8 protein-coding genes are annotated in these 24,148 nt (G+C 69.9%); 4 read left to right on the top strand and 4 right to left on the bottom strand.

Annotation, left to right across the window (positions count from 1 at the left end; all coding sequences use genetic code 11):
• Positions 1 to 6: 6 nt before the first annotated feature.
• The 3 genes from ACFWMR_RS20835 (at position 7) to ACFWMR_RS20825 (ending at position 16,989) form a co-directional block, all read left to right on the top strand.
• Positions 7 to 16,098, top strand: a complete 16,092-nt coding sequence (locus ACFWMR_RS20835) for a WXG100-like domain-containing protein (protein WP_378379538.1) — start codon at positions 7 to 9, stop codon at positions 16,096 to 16,098.
• Positions 16,099 to 16,212: 114 nt separating this feature from the next.
• Positions 16,213 to 16,635, top strand: a complete 423-nt coding sequence (locus ACFWMR_RS20830) for a hypothetical protein (protein ID WP_378379537.1) — start codon at positions 16,213 to 16,215, stop codon at positions 16,633 to 16,635.
• 102 nt (positions 16,636 to 16,737) lie between these two features.
• Positions 16,738 to 16,989, top strand: coding sequence for a hypothetical protein (locus ACFWMR_RS20825; protein WP_378379536.1), 252 nt, complete (start codon positions 16,738 to 16,740; stop codon positions 16,987 to 16,989).
• Positions 16,990 to 16,996: 7 nt separating this feature from the next.
• On the opposite strand, the gene ACFWMR_RS20820 is transcribed toward ACFWMR_RS20825, so the two are convergent.
• Positions 16,997 to 19,429, bottom strand: a complete 2,433-nt coding sequence (locus ACFWMR_RS20820; protein WP_378379535.1) for an ATP-binding protein — start codon at positions 19,427 to 19,429, stop codon at positions 16,997 to 16,999.
• Between the two features lie 247 nt (positions 19,430 to 19,676).
• Positions 19,677 to 20,684 (bottom strand): helix-turn-helix transcriptional regulator, encoded by a 1,008-nt coding sequence (locus ACFWMR_RS20815; RefSeq protein WP_378379534.1) that lies wholly within the window; start codon positions 20,682 to 20,684, stop codon positions 19,677 to 19,679.
• 77 nt (positions 20,685 to 20,761) lie between these two features.
• On the opposite strand from ACFWMR_RS20815, the gene ACFWMR_RS20810 reads away from it, so the two are divergent.
• Positions 20,762 to 21,100: a YybH family protein gene (locus ACFWMR_RS20810; RefSeq protein WP_093937747.1), complete on the top strand. Its 339-nt coding sequence runs from the start codon at positions 20,762 to 20,764 to the stop codon at positions 21,098 to 21,100.
• A gap of 49 nt (positions 21,101 to 21,149) precedes the next feature.
• Here the strand turns inward: ACFWMR_RS20810 and ACFWMR_RS20805 are convergent, their stop codons facing one another.
• Both ACFWMR_RS20805 and ACFWMR_RS20800 read right to left on the bottom strand, forming a co-directional pair.
• The gene (locus ACFWMR_RS20805; RefSeq protein WP_093937746.1) at positions 21,150 to 21,884 is read right to left on the bottom strand and encodes a hypothetical protein; all 735 of its coding nucleotides are present in this window, start codon (positions 21,882 to 21,884) and stop codon (positions 21,150 to 21,152) included.
• Positions 21,885 to 22,205: 321 nt separating this feature from the next.
• Positions 22,206 to 23,603, bottom strand: coding sequence for an amino acid permease (locus ACFWMR_RS20800; RefSeq protein WP_378379533.1), 1,398 nt, complete (start codon positions 23,601 to 23,603; stop codon positions 22,206 to 22,208).
• Between the last annotated feature and the right edge of the window lie 545 nt (positions 23,604 to 24,148).

The raw sequence follows: 24,148 nt of genomic DNA, 5'->3' as shown, positions 1-24,148 counted from the left end.
TAGTCCGTGCCCATCAAGGACGTTCGCAACGAATTCAGCGAGGTCCCGGCGTGGGCACGGACCCTTCTCGAAGTCCTCGGCGTCGACTGGCCCGCCGCCAACCACAACAAGTTCTCGCGGGCGGCCCAGGAGTACGACACCGTCACGAACCAGCTGCGGCAGATCCCGGACGAGATCGCCAGGGTCAAACGCGGGATCGACCAGACGTTGTCGATGCCGCAGGCGGGGGAATCGTTCGACAAGAGCATGGCGCCGCTGACCCACGGCACGCCGAACGCGCTGGAGGAGCTGGCCGACGGCACGGGCAAGGTCGCCGAGAACTGCCGCGAGATCGCGCTGAAGATCCAGTACGCCAAGTACTCCGCGATCGGCCAGCTGTTCATGCTCGCCTACGAGATCGCGATGGAGTACGCCCTGGCCGCCTTCACCGGCGGCGCGTCACTCGCGAATCTGACCTGGCACTACGCGCTCACCCGCAGCTATCTGCTCACGCTGTTCAAGATGCTCGTGCGCGCGATCGCGTTCGAGCTGTTCATCGGGATCACCGGCGGGCTGCTCATCGACTACGCCGTCCAGCGGCTGCAGACCGAACGCAAGGAGTGGGACACCGAGGCCACCGACCAGACGCTGATCTCGGGGGCGATCGGCGGCGTGCTCGGCGGCGCCGTCGGTGAACTCGGCGAACGGCTGGGACGCAAGGTCGGCAACCTGCTGGGCAAGGACTTCGGCAAGATCGCCACCGACGACCTGGTGAAGCGGTTCAAGGACTTCAAACTGCCGGGCGGCGACGCCCTGGCCGACACCTTCGTCCGCGACATGGGCCGGACGCTGACCGACCGGGCGGGCAGGCAGCTCGCCGATCCGGCCACCGCGTTCACGAAGAACGCCGTCGACACCTTCAGCGACCAGGTGGCCGACCGGTTCGGCACCGCCTTCGGCAAGACACTCGGCGACGACACGGCCCGGCAGCTCGGCCGCGACTACGCCCGCACGTTCGTCGACAACTGGAGCAAGCACGGTCTCGACGGCAGCCGGGCGTTCAACGACAGCCTGCGGGACGTCCTCGACCCGTACAGCGACAAGCTGGGCAAGGACGCCACGGACCTGCTCACCGACCACGTGCCGGACGTGCTGTCCCGCAACGTGACCGACAAGCTCGGCGGGAACCTCGCCGCCAGGGCCGCCGAGTTCAGCACGACCTTCCTGTTCGAGGGCGTCTCCGGGGTGATGAGCCAAGCGGCGATGGCGTCCATCAACGGCGAGGAGGTCTCCCCCGAGGAATACGGGATGGGCTTCGTCGGCGGCGTGGTCGGCGGCGCCGTCAGCCACAAACTCGAAGGCATCGGGGAGAAGGCCCTCGACTCGATGGTCACCTCGATCAAGGAGAAGTTCGGCGATCTCGGTTCGTTCGGCAAACCGCCGACGGATCTCTCGCTCGACACCGGGCGAGGATCGGACGTGACCGACACGGGTCCGGTCACCGTGCCGAACACCACGAGCCCGCCGCCGAACACGACGAGCACCGGCCCGGCCGCCGCACCGGCTCCGGACGTCAAGTCCACTTCGGACACTCGTGCTGCTTCGGACACCAAGCCGGGCACTGACACGAAGACCGTCTCGGACACCAAGCCCGCGCCCAAGTCCACCTCGGACACCAAGGCGCCGTCGGAGGTCAAGACGAGCTCACCCGGCAAGACGGACGTCAAAGCTCCGAAGCAGGAGACCGCGCCCACCGCGGTGCGGACCACCTCCGACGAGCAGCCGGAAGAAGAGGAACGGCCGCGTACCCGTCCCGCGCCGCTGCGCACCACTTCGGAAGACCAGCCTGTCGCCTCGACCTCGGCCGCCGCGCAGGTCCAGGCCGAACAGACCGTGACCGAGATCGGGGAAGAACCGGCTCCCGCCATCGAACTGGACCTCGGCAAGCCGTTCGCGGAAGACCTTTTCGACGGTCCGGAGCCGGGGGCGCTTTCCGAGCATGTCCCGGCCACCACGGAAACCACGGAAACAACCGCGAAGACCACCGAAACCCCCAAGGACGAGCAGGGCCTGACGCGCGAGGATCTCCCGCCGTTCCTCGCCGCCGGCCAGGCCCTGGGCTCGGCGCCGGTGCTGACGGTCGACGGGACCGGCGAACTGCGCGACGAGCTGGCCCGTTTGCTGCCCGGTGCCGGACCGCGGCAGCTCGACGCGATCAAGAACGCCGTCCACGACGATTTCGAATCCGCGCTCGACGGCCTGCATTTCCCGATCCGCACCGACAAGGGCTGGCGGGAGGTCCGGATCCGGGCGACCCTCGGCGGCGACGTGGTGAGCGAGCCGAGGGAGAAGACCAAGGCGGACCTCACCGTCCAGGGCGGGATCGCGAACGCGGAGAACCTCGCCGTCCTCCGCGCCGGAGACGTCGGGACGGCGGCGACCGTGCAGGCGCCGACCGGCCCGTATCTCACCGTCGGCGGCAAGGTCGCGCTGGCGGCGCCCGGCGCGACGCAGACCGTTTCGGTGTCCACTTCGGACCAACGGGCCATCCGGTCCGGCGAGGGATCCCGGCGGGTGGGCCTGAACGTCGAGTTCACCGTCAGCGTCCACGACGAAAACGGCGCCGAAGTCGGCCCGCCCGCCGGTGAAGAACGCGCGAAACCGGTTCCCGGCAAGGTCACCGTGCGGCTGCCCGACGATCTGGTCCGCGTCACGCCGCCCGCCGGGCTGACCGCGAAGGAGCTGACCGCCGACGTCGGGCGCAAACTGCGGAATCCGGTGCCCGAGGCGGTCACCGACCTCGCCGAGGTGTTCACCGGTACGGCGGGACTGCTGCACCGGTCCGTCACCGCGTTCGGCGCCCCCGGCCGGGACGCGTTGCGCGCGTTCCTCGGCACCGCCGGGATCCGGGAGAACTTCGGCGCCATGCTCGAAGGCTGGGTCAGCTCGCCCGCCCTGCTCAGCGCGGACGGCGGCAAGGTGGCGGCGGTGCGGATGAAGGCCGTGCTGACCAAGGCCGAGTTCGTCGGCCCCACCACCGCGACCCAGCTCCGGCTGCACGAATCCGCGACCACCGGCTCGACCGTTTCCGCCTTCACCAAACGCGGGTTCGACGCCTCCGTCTCGTTCGGCGGCGGTGGCGGTGTCAACGGGGTGAAGATCGCCGCCGGACTCGGCGGCGGCTACTCGGCGCGGACAGTGGACACCGTGGTGGCCGGCCGGACGTCGACGGCGAAAGCCGGCATCCAGCTCAAGGGCGACATCGGTCTCTACCGGTTCGAAGCCGGGATCGTCGTGCAGGCCTTGGACGGCAAGGAGACCACCACCACGGCGACCGTCTACGCCCGGGTGGGCCTGGCCGAAGCCGCCGAACAGGGGTTGCCGGTCCCGGACGGCACCGGGGACGGGATCACGCCGCCGTCGACGGAGAAGTTCCCGCCCGCGCATCTGGCCGCGGGGCTCGCGGCGGGCAACGTGCGGGTCGGCGAGTTCACCGGCGCCGACGCCGTGCTGACGGAGATCCGCGACCGGCTCCGGAAGGCGGGTGAGTACAAGGATCTGCTGCCGGACTGGGACGAGAAGGGCACCGGGGCGAAACCCCCGGGTTCGGCGCGGGCACTGGAGACGCTGGCCAACGAACACCGGCTGCAGGCGATGTTGTCGCCGTCGGCGCTGCGCAACCGGATGGACGCGCTGCTGGGCGCCGGGGTGTCCGTGACGCTCAAACGCCAAGGCGTCCTCCGGCAGGACAACATCACCATCACGGTGCGGCTGGAAGCGAAGCCCCCCAAGCACATCGGGCGGGCGACCGGCCGGGTGATCCGCAACGCCACGACCACCGGCCCGGCGCTCGGCTCGTCCTCCGCGACGAGCAAGGGCTGGACGGCCGGACCCGAGGGCAAGGTGACCTTCGGGGCGACGGGAACGGCCTCGGCGAAGTACGGCAGCAGCAGCGGCACCCGGACCGGGGCGGGGCCGGTCACCGAATCGACGGACCTCGACATCGGCAGCGCCGACTCCGAGGGGTTCGAGCACGAAGGCCGGTTCGTCGTCACGATCACCGGGTTCTCGCGGCTGAACGCGACGGTCCGGCAGATGCTGCCGGGACTGCCGGGCACCCAGGTGCCGGACGTCCGGCGGATCTGGTCCACCGAGACGGCGGACGGAGCCGACTCGCTCCCGGCGAACTTCACGGTGTGGATGTCGGACAGCCTGACGCTGCCCGCGAAGGCCGATCAGGTCGCCCCCGGCGCCCCGGAGATCCGCGAACTCGACCCGCCGCGGTCGATCACCGGGCACTTCCAGGAACTCGGGCCGCCCGCCGTCGGCGACTGGATCGGGGTGGAGAGCATCGCCCACACCGGGCACGTCGGCAAGGCCGCGCTGGCGGCGCTGGTGGAGGCGTCGGACGGCGACCGGGCGCTCGCGCTGCCCGGCAGCGACGCCTGGACCAGCGTGCAGGCGATGCTGAGCACCGACAACATCAAGGCGGCGCTGCGGTCGTTCACCCGCGGCGTGGTGAGCACCGACCTCGTCCACTCCCGCCGTCTGGCGGACCGCGTGGGCAGGATCGGCGTCCACGCGAAGCTGAGCGAACCCACCCTGGTCCGGATGTCGGACGACGCGGGCTCGGAACGGTCCACCTCGGGCGGGTTCCGGTTCGACGGCGGCACGAGCAAGAGCACCGGCCCGGCCATCACCGCGGGTGTGACGGTCACCGGTTCGGCGACCGGCGATCCCACCGGCACGGCGACCGGCGGCCTGTCCGGCAAACCGTGGGCGAAGACGACCACGAAGGCCGACGGCCTCGACATCTCCGCGGTCGTGGACCGCAACGTGACCACGGCGGCCGGTACCCCGCGGGTGCTGGCCCGGTTCGACGTCGACTTCACCGTGCTCGCCGAGGCGCGGCAGCAGACCGCGCTGATCCGCCCGGACGCCAGGGTCGCCGCCCGCACGGTCCACCTGCCCGGCGCGGTGCAGGTGTGGCTCACCGAAGACCAGGCACGGGAACACGGTCTCCTGCCCGCGAAGCCCGCCGGTCCGCGCGAACGGGAAGAGCGGCTCACGGCGCCCGCGACGCTGCCGAAGGGGAAGCCGGGAACGCTGGGGCTGGGCGCCGTCGAGCGGCTGCCCGACCTGTCCGGTCTCGTGCCGAAGCTGTCCGCGAAGCTGGCCGATGCCAAGATCCCGTTGCTGCCCGGTGTGTCCTTGAACGACGCGATGCACAACTGGGCGCGGCTGACCGGTCTCGTCTCGCCGGACGGCGTGCGCGGGCTCGTGGACAGCGCGCTGGACGGCGGGATCCCGCTGCACGCGCATCTGCCGAAACTGTTCACCGACAGCGGGTATCAGGTCCTGCTGACGGCGAAAACGCTGGGGGATCCGGCTTTCCGCGAAGTCGTCAACGACGGCAGGGCGGTCGAACACAGCACCGTCCGCGCTGTCCGGACCGTCCACACGGACAGTACGTCCACGGCGTGGTCGGCCTCGGTGCGAGCGGGCGGGCAGAAGAAGTACCAGGACGACGGCGACGCCACGGCGACGTCGGTCGGCGGCGCGGTCACCAAGGGGATCGGCGCGGTCAAGGTCACCGGCACCACGGAGGTCCGCACCGAACAGGAAACGCGGCTGCGGACCGGGACCGGACCCGCCGCGCTGTTCGACGTGCCGATCGAGTTCACCGTCGAGGTACGGCGTGACGGGAAGACCGTCGCGGCGGCGGGCACGGGGAAGCAGTCGCTCGGCGTCCGGCTGCTGGCCGACAACCTGACCGTCGGCACCGATCGGAAGCCGGACACCGGCGAGGACACCGAACCGGATCCCCTGTCCGCGGCGGACGCCACGCCCGCCGCGCTGGAGGACTGGCGGCGGGGGACCGTCACCACGCTGCCCGACATGGCGTCGGTGGAATCCGTGCGCGCCGCCGCCCGGCTGCGCGAAGTCGTCCGGGACACTCTCACCAAGGCCGGGGCGGACAACGGGATCACCGGCTACGGCACCGCACCGGTCAACGCCCTCTGGTCGAGCCTGAGCCCTCAGGTGCTCCAGGCGTTCCTGCCGGCCATGACGACGAAAAGCCTGCCCGTGCCCGCGTTGCGCGAGGCGGCCGTCCTGCGGGGCAAGCGGGCGAACGTCGAGGTGCACGCGCGGCTCGGCAAACCGCGGACGATCGCGCTGAGCGACGGCGTCAACCTGGAGAACCCGAAGAACTCGACCACGGCCCGCTCGACCGAGCGGAAGGTCGCCGAGGTCGGCGAGCTGGGCGTCACCGGACCGACGGTCACGCCGGTCAACGAGAAGGACAACGTCGGCGGCCTGGTCACCGGCGCCGACACGCGATGGACCAGCGAGCCCGCCGACGCCACGGTCGACGGCACCACCGTGTCCGCCGTCGCGAACCTCAAACCGGTCGGGCGGACCGCGCTCGTGCGGTTCGACGTGGACTACCGGATCGTGGTCGAGGTCGACGGCCATACCGAGGTCGTCGACGTGTCGATGCCCGGCTCGGCGGACGTGCGGATGCCGATCGAGGGGCTGACGGACGTCACCGGGGAGAAGACGCCGCGCATCCTGAAGGCACGGCAGGGAAGGGTCGCCAGGACCGCGAAAGCGTGGCGGGACGCCGAGGTCGGCGCGGAAGGCCAGCGCCGCCGGGCCGAAGACCTGATGAAGAAGCTCGGTGCCGCCGTCGACTGGAACGCCACTGTCGACGCGGCCCGGGTCCGCCGTCCCGGCACGCTGGAGGACCGGCACCACCGGTACGCCCGCGAGACCGAGAAAGCCTTACGGGAAGCCGAAAACCTCGCCGAGGCCGCGCGGCTTCACCATGACCGGGTGGCCGCGGCGACCGACGAGGTGCTGGCGGGGCTGACGGCCAGGACCACCGACCTCGACGACCTCGCCCGTGGCACCGCCGACGCGGACCGCGCCTTCCGGGTGCTGTCGTCCGAACTGGCGGCGGCACGCGGGCGGGTGGACCTCGCCGAGACGAACCAGGACCTCGCCGCGGCGCTGGACGACGTCCGTCGGCTGGCCGCCGCGCGGTCCGAGGCGAAGGAGCGGCGCGACCTGTTCCGCGAAGTCCTCGCGGAGGAACGGGAAACGCTGGCCGCCGCCGAAGCCTCGGCGGCCGAAGCGCGGGAGCAGCGGGTCGCGGCGGCGGAGCAGCTGGTCCGCACCCAGGCCGGGCTCCAAGCGGCGTGGCTCGATTTCGTGGACACCAAACAGGACGCCTGGTGGCTGGCGAAAGGCGCGCTGGACGCCGAATTCGCGCGGATCACGGCACGGCCCGCCACTCCCGAGGACGAGAAGTGGCGGCACAGCAGGGAAACCGACGCGCCCTGGTTCTCGGTGGCGAACCCCCTCGACCCGGCCCAGTGGGAGCCGCTGCGGGCGATGACGCCGAGCCGGTCCGTGGCCACCGAGACCGCCGACGTGCTCACCACCTTCCGGACGGGGAAGGACAAACGCTACGACGGCGTGATCCGGTACGGCGTCAGCCGCTTCAAGGTCGGCGACCGGGGGGTCACCGAGTTCACCGTGCCGATCAACCTCGTGCCCGGCCGCGGCACCACCGACGAGCAGCTCGCTCAGCTGCGGGAGCGCGCCACGGCCGGTGTCGAGAGGCTGATCAACAAACGCCACGGCCTGCCGAACGGCGATCAGCTGCACGTCCGGATCGAGTTCACCAGCGACCGGCTCGCCGACCGGGAAGGCAACCCCCGGTACCGCGCGTACGACGTCGTCGCCGGTGACGACGAACGCACCACCCAGACCAACTGGCGCTCGGACGCCACCCCGGAGGAACTGGCCCACGAGCTGCTGCACTACCTCGGCGCGGCCGACGAAGAACACGACAAGGACCGGGTGTTCCTCAGCCGGGAGGACGACGGCACGACCGGTGTCGTCACCGGCGACGAAAGCATCATGGGCAAGGACGTCGTCAAGCCCGGCGTGACGCCGAAGCTGATGCCCCGCCACACCTGGATGATCCAGCACGTCCTGCACAGCCAGCTGGGCCCGGGTCACCGCCTCACCGACCCCGGCCAGGACGCGCTGCCGGGCGTCCGGCCCGCCGCCGACGCCGGATTGACCGACGCGCAGCGGGCGGCCCTCGGCCGAGAGCGCCGGAAGGTCGTCCAGGTCGGCGGCGACACCGTGGGAGCGAACCTCGTCGAGGCGATCGCACGGACGCTGGCGCCGGATTCCCCGGCGCGCCAAGCGGAACTGCGGAACCGCGCCGCCGCTCTGCGGCAGGCCACCCCGGAGGAGGTCGCGGTCGCGCTCGACGTCCGCCTGGAGCTGCTGACCGAGGACGGGGGGACGGTCCGGCTCGGTCCCGACGACGGCGAGCCGGTGCGGGTCGCGTTGACGTCGTCGGCCGATTTCCTCGCCACGGCGCGGGTTCCGGTGCCCCCGGGGCTCACCGGCGCCCAGCAGGACACCCTCTTCCGGCTCGGCAAGACAGCGGTGCCCGCCGGCGGGGAGCCGGTCACCGGGAACCTGATCGCCGCGATCGCCGCCGCCGTCGCTCCCGAGTCGGCGTCACGCCAGGCGGAACTGCGGGAACTGGGCGCGACCCTGCGGAACACGACCGCGGCGAAGATCGCCGAAGCCTTCGGGGTCCGGCTGCACGTCGTGACCGAGAACGGGGACGACCTCGCGTACGGCCCCGCCGGACCGCGGCCCGTCCGGATCGTGCGGACGTCGGGCGGGGAGTACCTCGCGACCCGCGACGTCGACACGAGGACGGCTTCGAGGCCCGCTCCGAACCGGTCCGAGACCGGCGAATCCGACGGATACGACTCCGGGATCGAGCGGGAGTACGGGCTCGACCGCGCGTCGCAACGGCACTTCCAGCACCTGGCGGACACCACGGGAACCGTGTTCGACGTGCGACCGGTCAACCCGGACGCGCTTCGTCACGCGCTCGACGGCGCCCAGCCCGCGCCCGCCGGGCTGACCGCGCACACGGTCACCGTGTGGGACGTCTACCTCGGCATGCCGGAGCACTGCATCGGGCTGGTCGCGCGGTTCGAGCCGGTGCCCCCGGACCTGGACGCACTGCCACCGGCCATCCGCCCGAGGGTCTCCGAGCGCTACTACCGGCGCCGGGCCGAGTATCTCGATCCGGCGGACACCCTCCCGCCCCGGCACCGCGTCCTCGACGGTGTCGTGCAGCGGGAGACCCCGGACGGCTGGGTGTCGTTGATCGGCACCGACGCGAGCCATGTCCGCCACCCGGACGCCACCGGTTCGATGCTGACCGACGACGTCGGACAGGACTTGCCGCTGCTCGGATCCGTCGCCCTCACGACACCGCTGGGCCGCGACGGCGTGCCTGACGGCTTCGACGTCGACAACGCCACCGAAACGCTGATCCGGTTCGCGCCCCGGGAACCGGCCCGTCCGGTGTTGTACGACGACGCGGAACAGGCCGATGACGGGTTCTGGGCCGGGTTGGACGACCTCGGGAATTCCGTCGAAGACGACCAGCGCTCGGAGGTCAGTGCTTCCTCCCTCGACTCGGTGCTGGCGGAAGCCACGCTCGACTACGAAGTCGAATCGGACGGCTCCGAAGCGCCGTTCACCCGCTTCGACTATTACGGCACCGTGGTGGACAGCGACGAGTTCCCCTTCTCCGTTCCCGTGATCCGGCGCGAAGCCGTCGATCACCCGCTGATCTCCTTCTCCTCGGACAAGACGCTCGCACTGCCGGTGGTGGAGGGCGGGCATTTCCGGGAGTTCTACGCGACCGAGTCGCGGGTCGCCTCCGTGAACGCGCGCCTTTCCGAACTCGGCAGCAAGGTTTCGCTGGTCGTGAACCCGGGGAACAAGGTCCTGGCCGGCGGTCGGACGCTCGTGATGGTGAAGCCCTTCTTCAAGGAACCGCCGTCGGCGGTGTGCAGCGAGTTCGCCGGCGCGATCATGGGCGCCCCGCCCCGGCAAGCGGTGCTGCGATCCGGCGACGGGCCGCCCGTCCTCGCCCCGGTGCGGGACGGCGGGGCGTTCCGGTTCCATGGCACGTACGAGGTGGCGGACGCGCTGGCGAAGTTCGCCGCGGGAACGGACGAGGACGCCGCGATCGATCCGGCGAAGGTCGCCCTCGCCATGCGGTCCGCCGGGGTGAACAGCCCGCTGAGCGGTAAGGAGTACGGGACCTCGTTGCGAGCGGGTACCGGCGCACGGGCCAAACTGGACCGGGCCGCCGCGGCACTCGGGGTGAACCAGTACGCGTGGGCCGAGCCGGGTGAGGCCTACGTCGCGCAGTCGGTCGCCGTGCCGGGCGCGGACGGACCCGACTACGGGTTGAACTACTCCCGCGCCGACGCGGAACAGCTCGAACAGTTCTTCGGCTATCACTTCGGTGCCATCGTCCTCAACTCGGAGAACGACGGCGCGCAGGTGTCCGTCGAGATCTCCCGCCAGTCGAAGATGCGGGCCGAACTCCTCGACGACGCGATCCGGAAGAACATCGACCGGCTCGGTGACGGGCTGAAAGCCGAGATCGACCGGCATCCGCCCGGAACGCTGGAGCGGCGCTTCGTCGAGGCGTTGTCGACCATGCGTGAGATCGAAGCCCGCCCGGACATCGAAGACGTCGACGAGGACTGGGGCTGGCGCAACGCCAGAGCCGAGGCGCGCCAAGCCCTTTCCGGGCTCGCCGGCGATCGGCTGCCGTCGCTCGGCAGGTCCTGGCTCCTTCGCCTGTACCAACAGAAGAAGGGCAGGACGTTCTTCGAACAGAGCGCCCAGGTCGAGGACTTCGGGTACGTCCAGACGCTCGCGAATCCGCTGGTCATGGTCACCACCTCGGTGGTCTCCAGCGCGTCCTATCAGGCCCCGATGGGCAAGACGTGGAATCCGGTCGAGCTCGCGACCCAGGGCAGGCAGCGGCTGGAGCCCACCGCGATCGGCCGTCTCACCACGCTGGCGAAAGAGGTCACCAAGACCGCGTTGTGGCGTCACCGCAACAAGTTGCCCATGCCGGAAGTCCTGCTGGAGGGGTATGGAAACTCGCGCCTTCACGGCACCAGGACAGGACTTCGGCGTGCTCAGCTCGCGGAGACCTTCTTCCGGAGCAAGCTCGACGAACTGATCCGCGAGAAGCAGAAAGACCTTCCGCCGGGCGAGGAACGGCTGTCCGCGGACCGTGTCCCCGTCAACGTGGTCTCACACGGTGGCGCGAAGCCACCGGGCGCGCCCGACGCGAGGGCCGCCCGCCGGGAGGTGCGGGCGACCATGACCACCGCCAACGGACCTCGGCCCGTGGACGATCCACCGGACGGGTTCTGGGTCTCCGGAACGCCTAGTCCCCGTGAAGCACGCGCGCTGGATCTGCTGGCCTCGCTGGGATACGGCCCGTTCGACACGCCGTCGGACCTGTCCCGGCTGGCCAGTGCGACCCGGGCGGACTCCGCGGCGGAGGAAGCGGCAGGCGACCAGGAAACGGGCTCGGTCTGGCACGCCGCCGCGTTGCTCGCCGAGTCGGGCGGCGAGTTCACGGTGGCGAGGCTGGCCTCGATGCGCGTGCTGGCCGACGTGGCACGCGCCGAGCTGCGGCTCTCCGAGCAGGCCACGATCACCCTGGACCATCTGGAGCTCGCCGCCGAACGCCTCGGCCGGCCCGGCGACCTCACGGAAGTGCTGGCGCACATCGAGAGCGCCGAGCGGCCCGTCACGGCCGAGACGCTGCGCAAACCCGCCGAGCAGGCCGCGGTCACCAAGGCCGTCTTCGACGTGCTGGTGCCGACGTCACACCGGATCGAGGCCGTCCCGCTCGAAGGGAACCGCGGGATCAGGCTCGACGACGCGAGCCTGGAAGGCGTCGTCGGCGGTTACCCGGCCGACGACAGGTTCTTCACCTTTCTCGCGCACGGTGACACGAACGGCGCCCCGGTGCGCGGCGCCGGGAGCACCCCGCTGAGCCCGTCCGACGTGGCGACCCTGCTGGCACGCGCCAAGGACGATGGACTGTGGGACGGCGAGAAGCCGGTGATGTTCGCGTCGTGCGGCGCGGGCAGCGGCGGCGGCAAGTCGTTCGCGGCCCGGGTACTGGCCGAACTTCGTGCCCGGGGGATCGACGCGGAGGCCGTCGCCCCCGACGGCCCGGTGTACTTCGTGCCCGGCGCCGGCGGAACGAACGGACCGGGTCATCTGGTGGTGACCGGCAAGGTCGGGATCGACGCGGCCGGCCTGCCCGTGGTCGCGCCGAACGGGAACTGGGTGCACCTCACCGGCTCCCGGGGCGAGACGCTCCCGATCGGCGCGCACATCGTGGTCGAGGACAGGGAGACCTGGCGCACGGGTCCGGTGCCCGGCTACGTCGTCGGGAAACCGGTCGAAGAGCTGGACGGTGCGGTGCGGCTGGCCGAAGACTCCGGCCGCGCGACGGATGAGATCTCCTTCCGGGAAGGCAGCAAGGACCTCGACCAGGCAGCTTTGGCGAAGGTCGGGCAAGTCGCGAGGCAAGTGGTGGCGACGGCGGTGGCGCGGCGCGAGCAAGGGCTGCCGTCCCCGGTGGTGGAAGTGACCGGCTTCGGCAACGGGGCCCTGTTCGGCATCGGGCAGGCCGTCCGGACGGGGAACGCGCGAGCCGAAGCGACCGTGAACGCTTTGCGCGCCGCCGTCGCGAGCGAACTGGAGAGGCAGGGGACCGACGCGGAGGTGCTGTCGCCGGCCGCCATCAGGGTCGTCTCCGCTTCCTCGCCGGACGGGACGACCTCTCGGCAAGCCCGCCGTCGTGCCGTGATCACGATCGTCACCGATCCCGTGGCCCACGGCCCTCGGCCTGTCGGCGTGGACGTGCGACCGGCACCGGTCGAACGGAACCCGTCGGATACGTCGGGGACGTCGGCGAAGTCGGCGGTCACGGTCAACTCGGTCGCGGTCACCGACCCGTACCCGGGCAAGGTACTCGACCGCGACGTCGTGACGGAGGCGCAGCAGGAGCTCTTGACCAAGCACGGCTTCGAACCTGTTCTGGTCGAAGGAGTCACGCCGCACGACTCCTTCCGCGAGGCGGTGCTGGCGAGCCTCCCCGATCGCGCGCCGCGTGAACACGCGCGGATCACCGGGAAGATCGCCGGGTTCGCGAAAGAACATCCGGACGGGTTCGAGCTCGACGCGCTCGCCAGGGCCGCCGACGTCCAGGTCCACGTACTCGGCCCGGACGGCTCGTGGACCAGCCACGGCGACGAGACCGGACGTCCCGTGCACATTCTGCGCGCCGACGTCGACGGCACGGACGCCTACCTCGGCACCAAGGAGAACGTCCACATCGGACGCCCGAAGGTCAGCTACCCCGGCCCCACCGTGTTGCGGAGCGGCAAGGACCTCAAGGTGGTGCACCGCGGCGAGTTCGAGGTCGAGACGGTCAAGGGGGAGCACTACGTCCGTATCTACACCGCGGTCCTGTCGCCCGCCGAGCAGGGCAAGGAACACAAGGACGTGCACCAGGCATCCGACGGCACCGTCCTGCCGTTCAGCGGCGTGGGACGTGAAGGACCGAAGGTCTTCTGGGCGGGTGGCGGACGCCCCCTGCGCGCGGTGCAGTGGCTCTCGAAGTACGAGACCGACGTGCACCTCAAGCCCGGGATCCCGCCGGTGCTGCGGTCGTTCCTGGTCCCGCTCCCGACGTTCCTCGAAACGAGTACGCAAGCCACCGTCGAGACGGAGGCCGAGGGCAACAGACTGTCGATGAACGTCGACCAGAACGGGGACACGAACCAGTTCGGCGTGCGGGGGATCGACTACGAAGCCCTGCAGAAGAAGGCCCTCAAGGGCTCATTGGTCACCTACACCAAGGCCGGGCACGAAGACACGATGCCGGGGATCGCGGGCCGCCAGGAGGCCATCGGCGATCTGTACTCCCGGCTCGGCCTGCGCCCGGACTTCGATTCCGCGCGGCTGGGCCGCGAGAACGACCCGTGGTTCACGTGGTCTTCCGAGGGGCGCAAGAACTTCCGCAACAACCCGGTCGCACTGCGGAACATGGCGAGGAAACTCGGCAATCACTACCACACCTGGAAGGGCTCGCCGGACATCTACTTCACCCCGGCCACCGACAGCATCCCCGGGGAATCGGACGCCGTGGTGACCGACAGTCCCCAGCGCCGGGTGGAGGACATGCACGAGTTCGTCAACACCTTCGGCCCCGGGAAGGGGCCGGTCGAGCAGCTCGCCGGCGGGATCGGGGCCGCGATCGACCTCGCCACCCGGACCTACGGCGCCGAGGGGATCCCGGTCAGTCAGAAGGAGTTCAAGGCCGCGGTGCTCGGGCCCGTCAAGAACCTGCTGAACCCGCCGCAGGTGATCCTGACCGCGGTGATCAAGGAGGTCGACCCGGGGAACAACTTGCGGTACGACACCATCGAGAACCTTCGCGCCGCTCTGAAAGAGCACCCGGAGATCGCGGAGAAGACGGCGGAGGTGGTGGCCGGGGCGGTGCGCGCCGGCCTGGTGGACCAGCTCGGCGCCGACGTGGTGGACGAAGGGCTCGGGGAAAGGATCCTCCCGGTCGTCCACGACGTCGTCCGCGAGCGGGTCGACGCCCTGCACCGTGAGTGGGGAGACGAGCTGGAGGCGCTGGGCAAGGCGAAGCGCGGCTACCTCAGCGGGGCGCGCGGTGATGCCTTCGTCCGCGGGATCACCAAAGGCCTCGAAGCCGATCCAGGGCTCAAGAAACTGTTCGCCGAGTCGGGGGTGCGGATCGCGCCGGAGACCTACGCCGCGCAGATCAAGTCCACGGTCGTGCCCAAGGCCCTGCGCGTGGTCACGAAGGACAAACTCATCGACAAGGACGAAGACGCCCTGCGTGAGATCTTCGTCGGACGGCAGGAAGCCGTCGCGGACGCGCTGAAGGCCGAACTCGCCCGCAAGAACGTGGGCAAACTCGTCGCACCGGCCTTCCGGGACAGTTTCGCGGCGGATGTCGTCGCGGCCGCGCGGAGGCCGGAACTGCTCGTGGGAGCGACGTTCACCAAGGTGACCGAGACCCAGGTCGACGAGTTCATGGACCTCGTGCCGGAATACGCGACGCAGGCCGAAATCGGATCGACCGTCGCGATCGACGAACGCCGGATCAAGGTGGACTTCAACACCCGGCTTTCGGTGCTCGTCGAGAACCACATCGAGGGCGCGCCGTTCTCGAACGAGTTCGGCCTCTGGCGGGAGAACGCCGAGTTCGGCTACACGCAGAACCACGACGCGGCCGTTCTCGCGAAACACCAGGCAGCGGGGAAGGCCTTGGCGCAGACGATCAAGACCCAGCTCGCGGCCCCGAACGCGCGTTCGGGGAAGGTGATCGTCGACGAGCTGGTGTCCAGAGTGGACGAAGGGGTGACCGATCCGCACGAGCTGCTGGCACGCAAATTCGCCGAAACGGTCAAGAAGCAGGACGGACGCGCCGACCGGGCGCCGGGCGATTCGACCCGGAACACGTTCGGCGAGCACGCCCAGATGGTGCTCAACCAGTACCTGAAGATCACCGAAGGCCACGAGGACGCCGCCCGGTTCGTGTCGAGGGAGGCGATCGCGAAGGCGATCCTGTTCCACGACATGGAGAAGGTGAACTCCAAGAGGCAGTTCGGCGACGCCCAGCTCAGCCATGACCGCGAACCCGAGCACCGCGGCGCCATCCAGCAGATGCGGCGGCACGAAGGACTGTGGACGAGCCGCCGGGACTTCGAGCTGGCCTGCCGGATCGTCGACTCGGACCCGTTCGGCTACTACTTCCGCGAAAAAGACCTGGACGCGAAGAGGGTGTACGACTTCATCCGCGGCGTGGCCTTCCAGGCGAAACGGCCGGACGACACGGCGCCGAGCGCCTCCGACGTCCGGAACCTGTTCCGTGAGTTCCACCAGTACTACCAGGCGGACTTCTCCTCCTACAGCAACCAGGCGAAGTTCGTCGACGATCAGACCGGAGACGTGCGCGACGGCTTCGACACCCTGATCGGGATGGCGGAGGACGAGGACGGCGGGCACGTGCCGGTCCCCGGCGATCACCGGCTCGCCTACTCGAACCGGAGCGACGGCAGGAAGCCTTCGTACGAGCAGAAGTTCAACGAGCTCGCGAAGCTGTTCGACGACGCTGTCGCCCAGGCCACCCCGTGACTTCCGGGACGCGGGAACCACCGGCGGTTCTGCCGCCTCTCCTGCGTGGTGCGCCGCGGTCCGATGCGATGTGCTGGGGTGGCGAAACCATGCCCGCCGACAGGAGGTATCCCGGTGACCACAGCGGAAGAGTTCACCCTGGCCAGGGTGTTCGACGTCGTCGACCCCGAAACGGGACCGGGATTCTCGCCGGACCGTCCGCGGATCGAGGACCCGGCGGAACTGCGCGCCGTCGTCGCGTACCTGACCGGCGGCACCCCGATCCTGGTCACGCCGTCCTTGCTGGACGACGTCGTCCAGCCGGCCCGGACCGCGGTCGTGCCGACGAACTTCCTCACCGACGGCACGTGGATCTGGACCGACACCGTCACCTACTACCTGGAAAACCACGGAATGGCCCCGGAACCGGGTCTGCTCGGCCACATCCGGGCGCGGGGGACGACACCCGGGCCGGTGACGGCGGACGTCGTCCAGCGCGCCGCCGGTTTCGTCCTGGCGCCGCCCGCCGAGCGGACGGCGGTGTGGCGCGCGGGGTGATTCCTTCCGGTTCTTCTGCTGGTGGTTGTTCATGGTGACCGGGCCACGCGTGCCGTTTACTGAATCCAGAGTCGCAGAACCGCCCGACACCAAGGAGTTGACGTGTCGCTACGAATCCAAGGCTTCCCCGGTCGTTCCGCCCGGTCCGAAGAGGACATGGTGGCCGTCTACGTCTCCCGCGACGACATCCGTGACCTGGACGCGGGTGAGCTCGGCGGCCGGATCGCCGCGGCCGCCGGCATGGCGAAGGCGGCCACGGCCATCGCCGAGTTCGAACCCGGGCCCCGCTACACCATCCAGGACGTCCTGCTCGGGCACATCACCTGGGAGGAACTCACCCGCACCTCGGCGTGACGGCGGGCTACGAGGCGTTGAGGCGGTCGGCCAGTTTCTCCCGGAGCTTGCCGCCTTCGGACCGGCCGAGCCGGTCGCAGAGGCCCAGCGCGCGCTCCCGGTCGTCGCGTGCCGACGCCGGATCGCCCATCTCCTCGGACAGGGCGGCCCTGTCGCAGAGCGTGTCGATCTGGGCCTGCGTCAGCCCGATGCGTTCGTAGACTTCCTCGGCCTCGGTCAACCGGCGGCGCGCGTCCGCGTGGTCGCCCCGGCGGCGGAGGAACTTCCCGGATTCCTGGAGCGCCCGGGCCTGGCCCATCCCCGCGCCGTGGCGGCGGAACAGGCCGAGTGCCCGCTCACACTGGGCGAGTGCCCTGTCGAGCGAGTTGAGCGCGGCCAGGTTCTGAGCCGACCGCAGCAGGACGTACGCGTAGTTGGTGTCGTCCACCGGCGTGCGCGAGCCGCCGTGTTCCTGCGCGAAATAGCGGACACACGTGTCGAACTCCTCGGCGGCGTCGTCGAACCGGCCGTTCCGGTACCAGTAGGACGCCCGCATCGCCCGCGCCACGTGGACCCCGAGCGGATAGCCCGCTTCTTCGAACAGGCTCGCCGCCTCGTCGAACAGCTTGGGCGACGTGGTGAGGCTGGTGTCGCGCGCGTGGGCGCTGGTCAGGTACACCCGGGCCCAGCCCTGTTCACGGCGATCACCCGCCTCCTCGGCGGCGTCCCAGGCCCGGCGGGCCATCTTGACGGACTCTTCCGCCTGATCGCACAGCGAAGCCTGCACCCAGGCCAGATAGTTCAGATGGACGGCTTCGTCCCGTTTGCTGCCGATCGCGACGGCCGAGTCCACCGCGAGGGCGAACACGTCGCGCCAGGTGCTCGCCGTCCCGCCGATCTCCGAGTACCAGTGCATCGACTCGGCCAGGTCGAGGACCTTCCGGTGCTCGCCCCGGGCGGCGAGGCTCTTGACCGCGGCGAGCCAGTTCTTCAGCTCGACCTCCAGCCATCTGCCCGCTCGGGAGTGATCGTCGAACGACGGCGTCGCGACCGGAAGCGGGCTCACGCCGTCGGTCGGATGGAAGTAGCGGCCCGCCGCCGTCGCGGTGCGCACCAGCCACCCGGCCAGCCGGTTCTCGGCGGCCTCCACGGCTTCGGGGGCTTCCTCCCGCGCGAGCCGTTCGGTCGCGAAGACCCGCAGGAGGTCGTGGAACTGGTACCGCCCGTTCTCCGGCGACGTCTGGAGCAGGCTCGCGTCGGCCAGCTCCTCCAGGAAAACGGCCGCGTCGTCCTCGTCGGAGGCTTCGATCAGGGTCATCGCGGCCCCGACGGAGAAGTCCGCGGCCGGGACGAGCGAAAGCCGCCGGAACACCGCGGCGGCGTTCGGGCTGAGCTGGCGGTACGAGAGTTCGAACACGCTGCGCACGTCGAGGTCGCCGGCGGTCAGCGTGGTCAGCCGCCTGCTGCGGTCACGGAGCTGATCCACCAGCCGGGTCAGCGGCCAGGTGGGGCGGCTCGCCAGCCGGTTGCCCGCGATCCGCAGCGCCAGCGGCAGCCGTCCGCACAGCCCGACCAATTCGAGCGCCGCCTGCCGCTCCCGCGTGACCCGGCTCGTCCCGACGATGGACGCCAGAAGGGCGACGGCGTCGTCCTCGCCGAAGACGTCGAGAGGGAGCCGGTTGGCGCCTTCGAGCCCGACCAGCATCTGACGGCTGGTGATCAGGGTGAGACAGCGGGGACCGCCGACCAGCAGCGGGCGGACCTGGGCTTCGTCGGCCGCGTCGTCCAGCACGATCAGGGTGGCGCGGTCCTGGAGGAGGGAGCGGCACAGGCTCGCCCGGTCCTCGGGATCGGCCGGGATACGGACGGCGTCGATGCCCAGCGAGCGCAGGATCAGATGCAGCACGTCCGCCGGGTTCGTCGGTTCGGCGGACATCCCGCGCAGCTTCAGGAACAGCCTGCCGTCAGGGAAGTCGGCGGCGAGGTTGTGCGCCGCGCGGACCGCGAGGGTGGTCTTGCCGGTGCCGGGGGGACCGCTCAGGATCGCGACCCGGCCCGCCCGGCGACGCCCGTCGCACAGGCCGGCGGCGAGGTCGCGCAACGCGTCGAGGTCGCCTTCGCGGCCGGTGAGGTCGTCGACGTCCGTCGGCAGGACGCCGATCAGCGGCGACTCGTAGAGCCCGGACGGAGCGGGCGCGGCGACCGGCTGGGCACGACCCTGCCGCGCGACCTTCTGCAACGACGTCAGCTCTTCGTCGGTCAACGACAGCGAAGCGGCGAGCGCCTCGATCGTCCGCCGCTGCGGGCTCTTGGCGATTCCCCGTTCCATGTCGCTGATGGCCCGGACACTCACCCCGGATCCCTCGGCGAGCTCCTCCTGAGTGAGGTTTGCGCGAACGCGATACCCCTTCAGCAGCGCCTTGAAAGTGGTGGCTGCCCTTCCCGAGGCGGCGTTCGTCATGGCCGAATTATGCATCCCCACCCTGCCCGCCCAACTCGCCCTCGGCCTCGGGAAGCGGCCTTTCACCACACTGTGTCGCGGCCTCGGCGACGGTCCGGGGAGACCGGTCGGCGGGCCTCCGCGACCGTGATCAGGACGAACGCGGGACGAAGATGACCGTTGTGAGAACACGACGTTGCCGGCGGTCGCGTGGCGCGGTGACCGGGACGGTCCGTCGTGACCGAGCGTAGTTCCTGTGTAACGATCGTCACGGAGTGCGTCGACTGTCCACAGTGGTCAGACCTGCTGGGGCGTCGTAACGGCTGGTGATCGCGGCGGCGCGATCGCGCAGGGCGGTGCGCAACCGCCGCGGGGACAGCGCCTCCACGTCCGTGCCGAGCTGCCACAACGCCCATTCGGCGTGCCGGTCGTCCTGGAAGGTCATCTCCAGCCGCAGCCAGCCGTCCGCGTCCGATTCTTCGGCGAGGACGGCCAGCGCGGTGCCCACCAGTCCTTCCCTGCGCGGCGGTCGCACCCGCGCCAGCACGGTGACCTGGTCGCCGCCGGTCCGGAACCGGGTGCCGCGCTCCTGCCAGGCCCGGTCCAGGTCGACCCGGTCCGCCCGCTGCGCGGGTTCGGGGAGCTCCTCGGCGGCCCGCAGCCGGGACAGCCGGTAGGTGCGGTCCTCGCCCGCCCTCGTGGCCAGCAGATAGCCCTGATCGCGGACGGTGACCAGGCCGATCGGGTCCACCGTGCGCCACTGCGGCTTCCGGCCCGCGGCCGCGTAGTGGATGCGCAGCTTGTGCCCGGCGAACACCGCGCGCCGGACCTCGGCCACGATCGCGTCGGGCACCTCCTCGGCGGCCACCCGGCGCGAGAGGAGGTCGGTCTCCGGGTCGACGAGCAGCCGCCGGGCCGCGCCCGCCGCGGTGTCACGCTGGGTTTCGGGCAGGGCGTCGACCACCTTCAGCATCGCGGAGGCGAGCGCCGAGCCGAGCCCGAACGCCTGCGCGCCGCGCCGGGACCCGGCGATCAGCAGGGCGAGCGCCTCGTCGTGGTTCAGTCCGGTGAGCTCGGTCTGGAAACCGGGCAGCAACGCGAAACCGCCGTGCCTGCCGCGTTCGGCGTAGACCGGGACGCCCGCCGCGGACAACGCCTCGATGTCACGCAGCACGGTGCGGGTGGACACCTCCAGCTCGCGCGCCAGCGTGGCGGCGGAAAGCTGGCCGCGGTGGCGCAGCAGCAACACCAGGGAGACCAGCCGGTCGGCGCGCATGCGAAAACTCTAACGGAATACACGACACAGGATGTCGTGTATTCGCTGCGAAGCTGCTCCGCATGACAAGCAGGACTGTGGCCACCGAGCCGAACGATCTGGGCAAATTCTTCATCGAGCGCGGCAACGCGGGTGATGTCGAGGGGCTCGTGGCGTTGTACGAACCGGACGCCGTGCTGGCGTTCCCGCCGGGCAACCTCGCGACCGGGCACGCGGAGATCCGCAAGGTGTACGAGGAGTTCGTCGCGGCCGCGCCGGAACTCCTGCCGGGCAGGCAGCATCCGGCGCTGACGGGCGAGGACCTTGCGCTCACGGCGTCCACGCTGACCACCGGCGAGGTGACCGTCGAGGTCGCCCGCCGTCAGCCGGACGGCTCCTGGCTCTGGGTGCTGGACCAGCCGGTGTTCGTGCCGTAAGGGGGCGGTTCGCCGGTGACGGGGCCGTACCCGTCACCGGCGAACGGCGTCAGACCGTGCAGTTCCTGGCCGTACCGGTGTTCACCTTGGCTCCGGTGAATTCCTCGATGATGGCGACGTTCTCCGGGGCGTAGTTCTTGGCGACGATCTTGGCCACGTCCGCACTGCCGAGTTTGGCCGCGTAGGGCTCGGACTGATCCAGCCAATACGCCGCGCGGAGGAATTCGGTGAGCACGAATTCGCGCAGTTCCGGCTGGCCCTTGATCTTGGCCCAGTAATCGGGATACTTCGCCTTGGCGACGCGCAGGTAGAGCTGAAGGTAGCGAATATTGGTGGCGACGATGTCCCTGGCGTTGCTCGCGCCGATTCCCTGGATGAACTCGGCGACGACCGACGCCGCGGGCAATCCCATGAGCCCGGCGTTGAGTTCGGCGATGACACCCTGGATTTTGTACGAACCCTGCTGCTGGTCACGCAGATAGATGTCGTCCATCGACTTGGTGAGATTGTCCGTGATCAGCGGCAGGATCTCGCGGCGGGCGAAGCCGCCGTGGATCGGGACCTTCATCGCCTTGCGGGAAGCGTTGATCCACGCGGAGACGTAGACGTCCCATGAGGTTCGCGAAGGATCCAGGTCCCACATGTGGGTTTCTTCGTGGATCGCGACCATGAGGGACTCGGCGAGCCCGTTGAAGCTGGTCTTGGTGACGAACTGGCTGAAGTACTTGTCCTTGGCCTGGGCGATCGCGAGGCCTTCGCCGCTCGGCCATCGCCGTTTGTACACACCTTGGATCGTCTGCAACCACTTCGAAGACGTGAAAGCGGCCTTTATGTCACTGACATCCGCTTTCGGCTGCGAAGGCTCTTCATAACATATGGGCGCCCGTACTTTAGTCGTGTCCTGGGCGGCCGCGGGGGCGGTCAATTGAGTGAGGGAAAGGGCGAGGCATGCGGTCAGTACGGTAATACGATTGCGCATTGGGACCTCGGTTCACGGTAGGGTTTCCGTGGGGGCGGAACGCAGTGTCCCCTACTCGTCACCGTTTGTTCAATGATCCAGGTCGGACTGCGGCTGTACAGGCTAGGAATTATGGCGGCGAACGGGCTATTCCGCGGCCAGCCTGGATCGGCGCACGCTGTAACCGAAGTAGATCAGCAGGCCGAGCGCCATCCAGCCGCCGAAGACGATCCAGGTGGCGCCGTCGAGGCTGAGCATCATGTAGCCGCAGCACAGCACGCCGAGGATCGGGGTGACGGGCGAGAACGGCACGCGGAACGAGCGGGGAGCCTCCGGCTGACGGCGCCGCAGCAACAGGACGGCGATGTTCACCAGCCCGAACGCGAAGAGGGTGCCGATACTCGTGGCGTCGGCCAGCTTGCCGAGCGGGATGAACGCGGCCAGCGCCGCGACGAACCCGGAGACCACCAGGGTGTTGATCCGCGGGGTGCCGGTCTTGGGATCCACTTTGGACAACGCCGCCGGGACCATGCCGTCACGGGACATCGAGAACAGGATGCGTGTCTGCCCGTAGAGGACGGTCAGCACGACGCTGGAGATCGCCACGATCGCGCCGACCGCGAGCAGCCCGGCCCACAGCGGGTTGTCGGACACGGCGCCGAGCACATGCGAGAGCGCGGCTTCCTGGCCGTCGAACTCCTGCCACGGCAGCGCGCCGACGGCGGCCACGGCGACCAGGCAGTACAGCACGGTGACGATGGCGAGGGAGAGCAGGATCGCGCGCGGCAGGTCCCGCTGCGGGTTCTTCGCTTCCTCGCCCGCCGTGGAGGCCGCGTCGAAACCGATGTAGGAGAAGAACAGTTTCGCGCCACCGGCGCTCAGCCCGGCCAGGCCGAGCGGCAGGAACGGCGTGAAGTTCGCCGCCCGGACCGCGGTGAACGCGATCGCGCAGAACAGCACCAGCGTGCCGATCTTGATCACGACCATGATCGCGTTGGCCCGCGCGCTCTCCTTCGCGCCGGACAGCAGCAGGAACATGGCGAGCAGCACGACGAGAATGGCCGGGACGTTGACGATCCCACCCGAACCCGGTGGCTGGCTCAACGCGTCCGGGATGGCGAAACCGAACGTCAGCCGCAGCAGCTCGTTGAGATACTGCCCCCACCCGACCGCGACCGATGCCACCGAGACGCCGTATTCGAGCACCAGGCACCAGCCGCAGACCCAGGCGACCAGCTCGCCGAGCGTGGCGTACGCGTAAGAGTAGGACGAACCGGACACCGGGATCATCCCGGCGAGCTCGGCGTACGAAAGCGCCGAGAACAGCGCGGTGACGCCGGCGAGCACAAAGGACAGCACGACCGCGGGGCCTGCCACGGGGACCGCTTCGCCGAGCACGACGAAGATCCCGCTGCCCAGCGTCGCGCCGATGCTGAGCATGGTCAGCTGGCCGAGACCGAGGGAGCGCTTCAGCGTGCCGTGATCACTCTCGGCGATCAGGTCGGCGACCGGTTTCCGCCGCATCGCCGCGGCTCGCAGATTCATGCCGACGACCGTATCTGCCGCCTCGCGCGCGCTTCGCAGGGTGGTCGAGTGGGCCGTGAGTGGCGTTATCGCGTCAGGGCGAACCGTGTCTCAGGTACCTCTGGTCGGGGGGTTTCGCGTGACCGGTGGGACGGCACGCGTGACTGGGCGGACGGCGGACTCGGCCGTCGCCGAGTGCCGTCCATCTGGACACGCGTGTCGTCCGTCTGATCACGCGTGTCGTCCACTCGGTCACGCGCAAGTACCGAGCTTGGTCACCGTGGTAGTGCGTGGCGTTTCGGGTTATCGAGAGGCAAGGCAAATGTGGTGTGATCGAGTCTCCTGCCGAGCAGGGCTTCCGCGGCCCGGCCTGAACTGGCCTGCGGGAGCGGATCGCGACTTCGGCCGTCCACATGAGGCACCCCTTCCAGCCGGAACGCCCGTTTCGGGCACTTTGCGTGGCTTTGCGAAGAGGTCGTGAGTGATAAAGATGGTTAGAACCTTCTTTATAACACACGACCCCACGCGGAACAGCCCCTACGGGCATGAATCGGACACTAAAACGC

The sequence above is a fragment of the Amycolatopsis thailandensis genome (genome assembly GCF_042723255.1).
Taxonomy (GTDB): domain Bacteria; phylum Actinomycetota; class Actinomycetes; order Mycobacteriales; family Pseudonocardiaceae; genus Amycolatopsis; species Amycolatopsis thailandensis.
The sequence above is the reverse complement of the archived record's forward strand: the minus strand, read 5'-3'. Positions and strand labels throughout refer to the sequence as shown.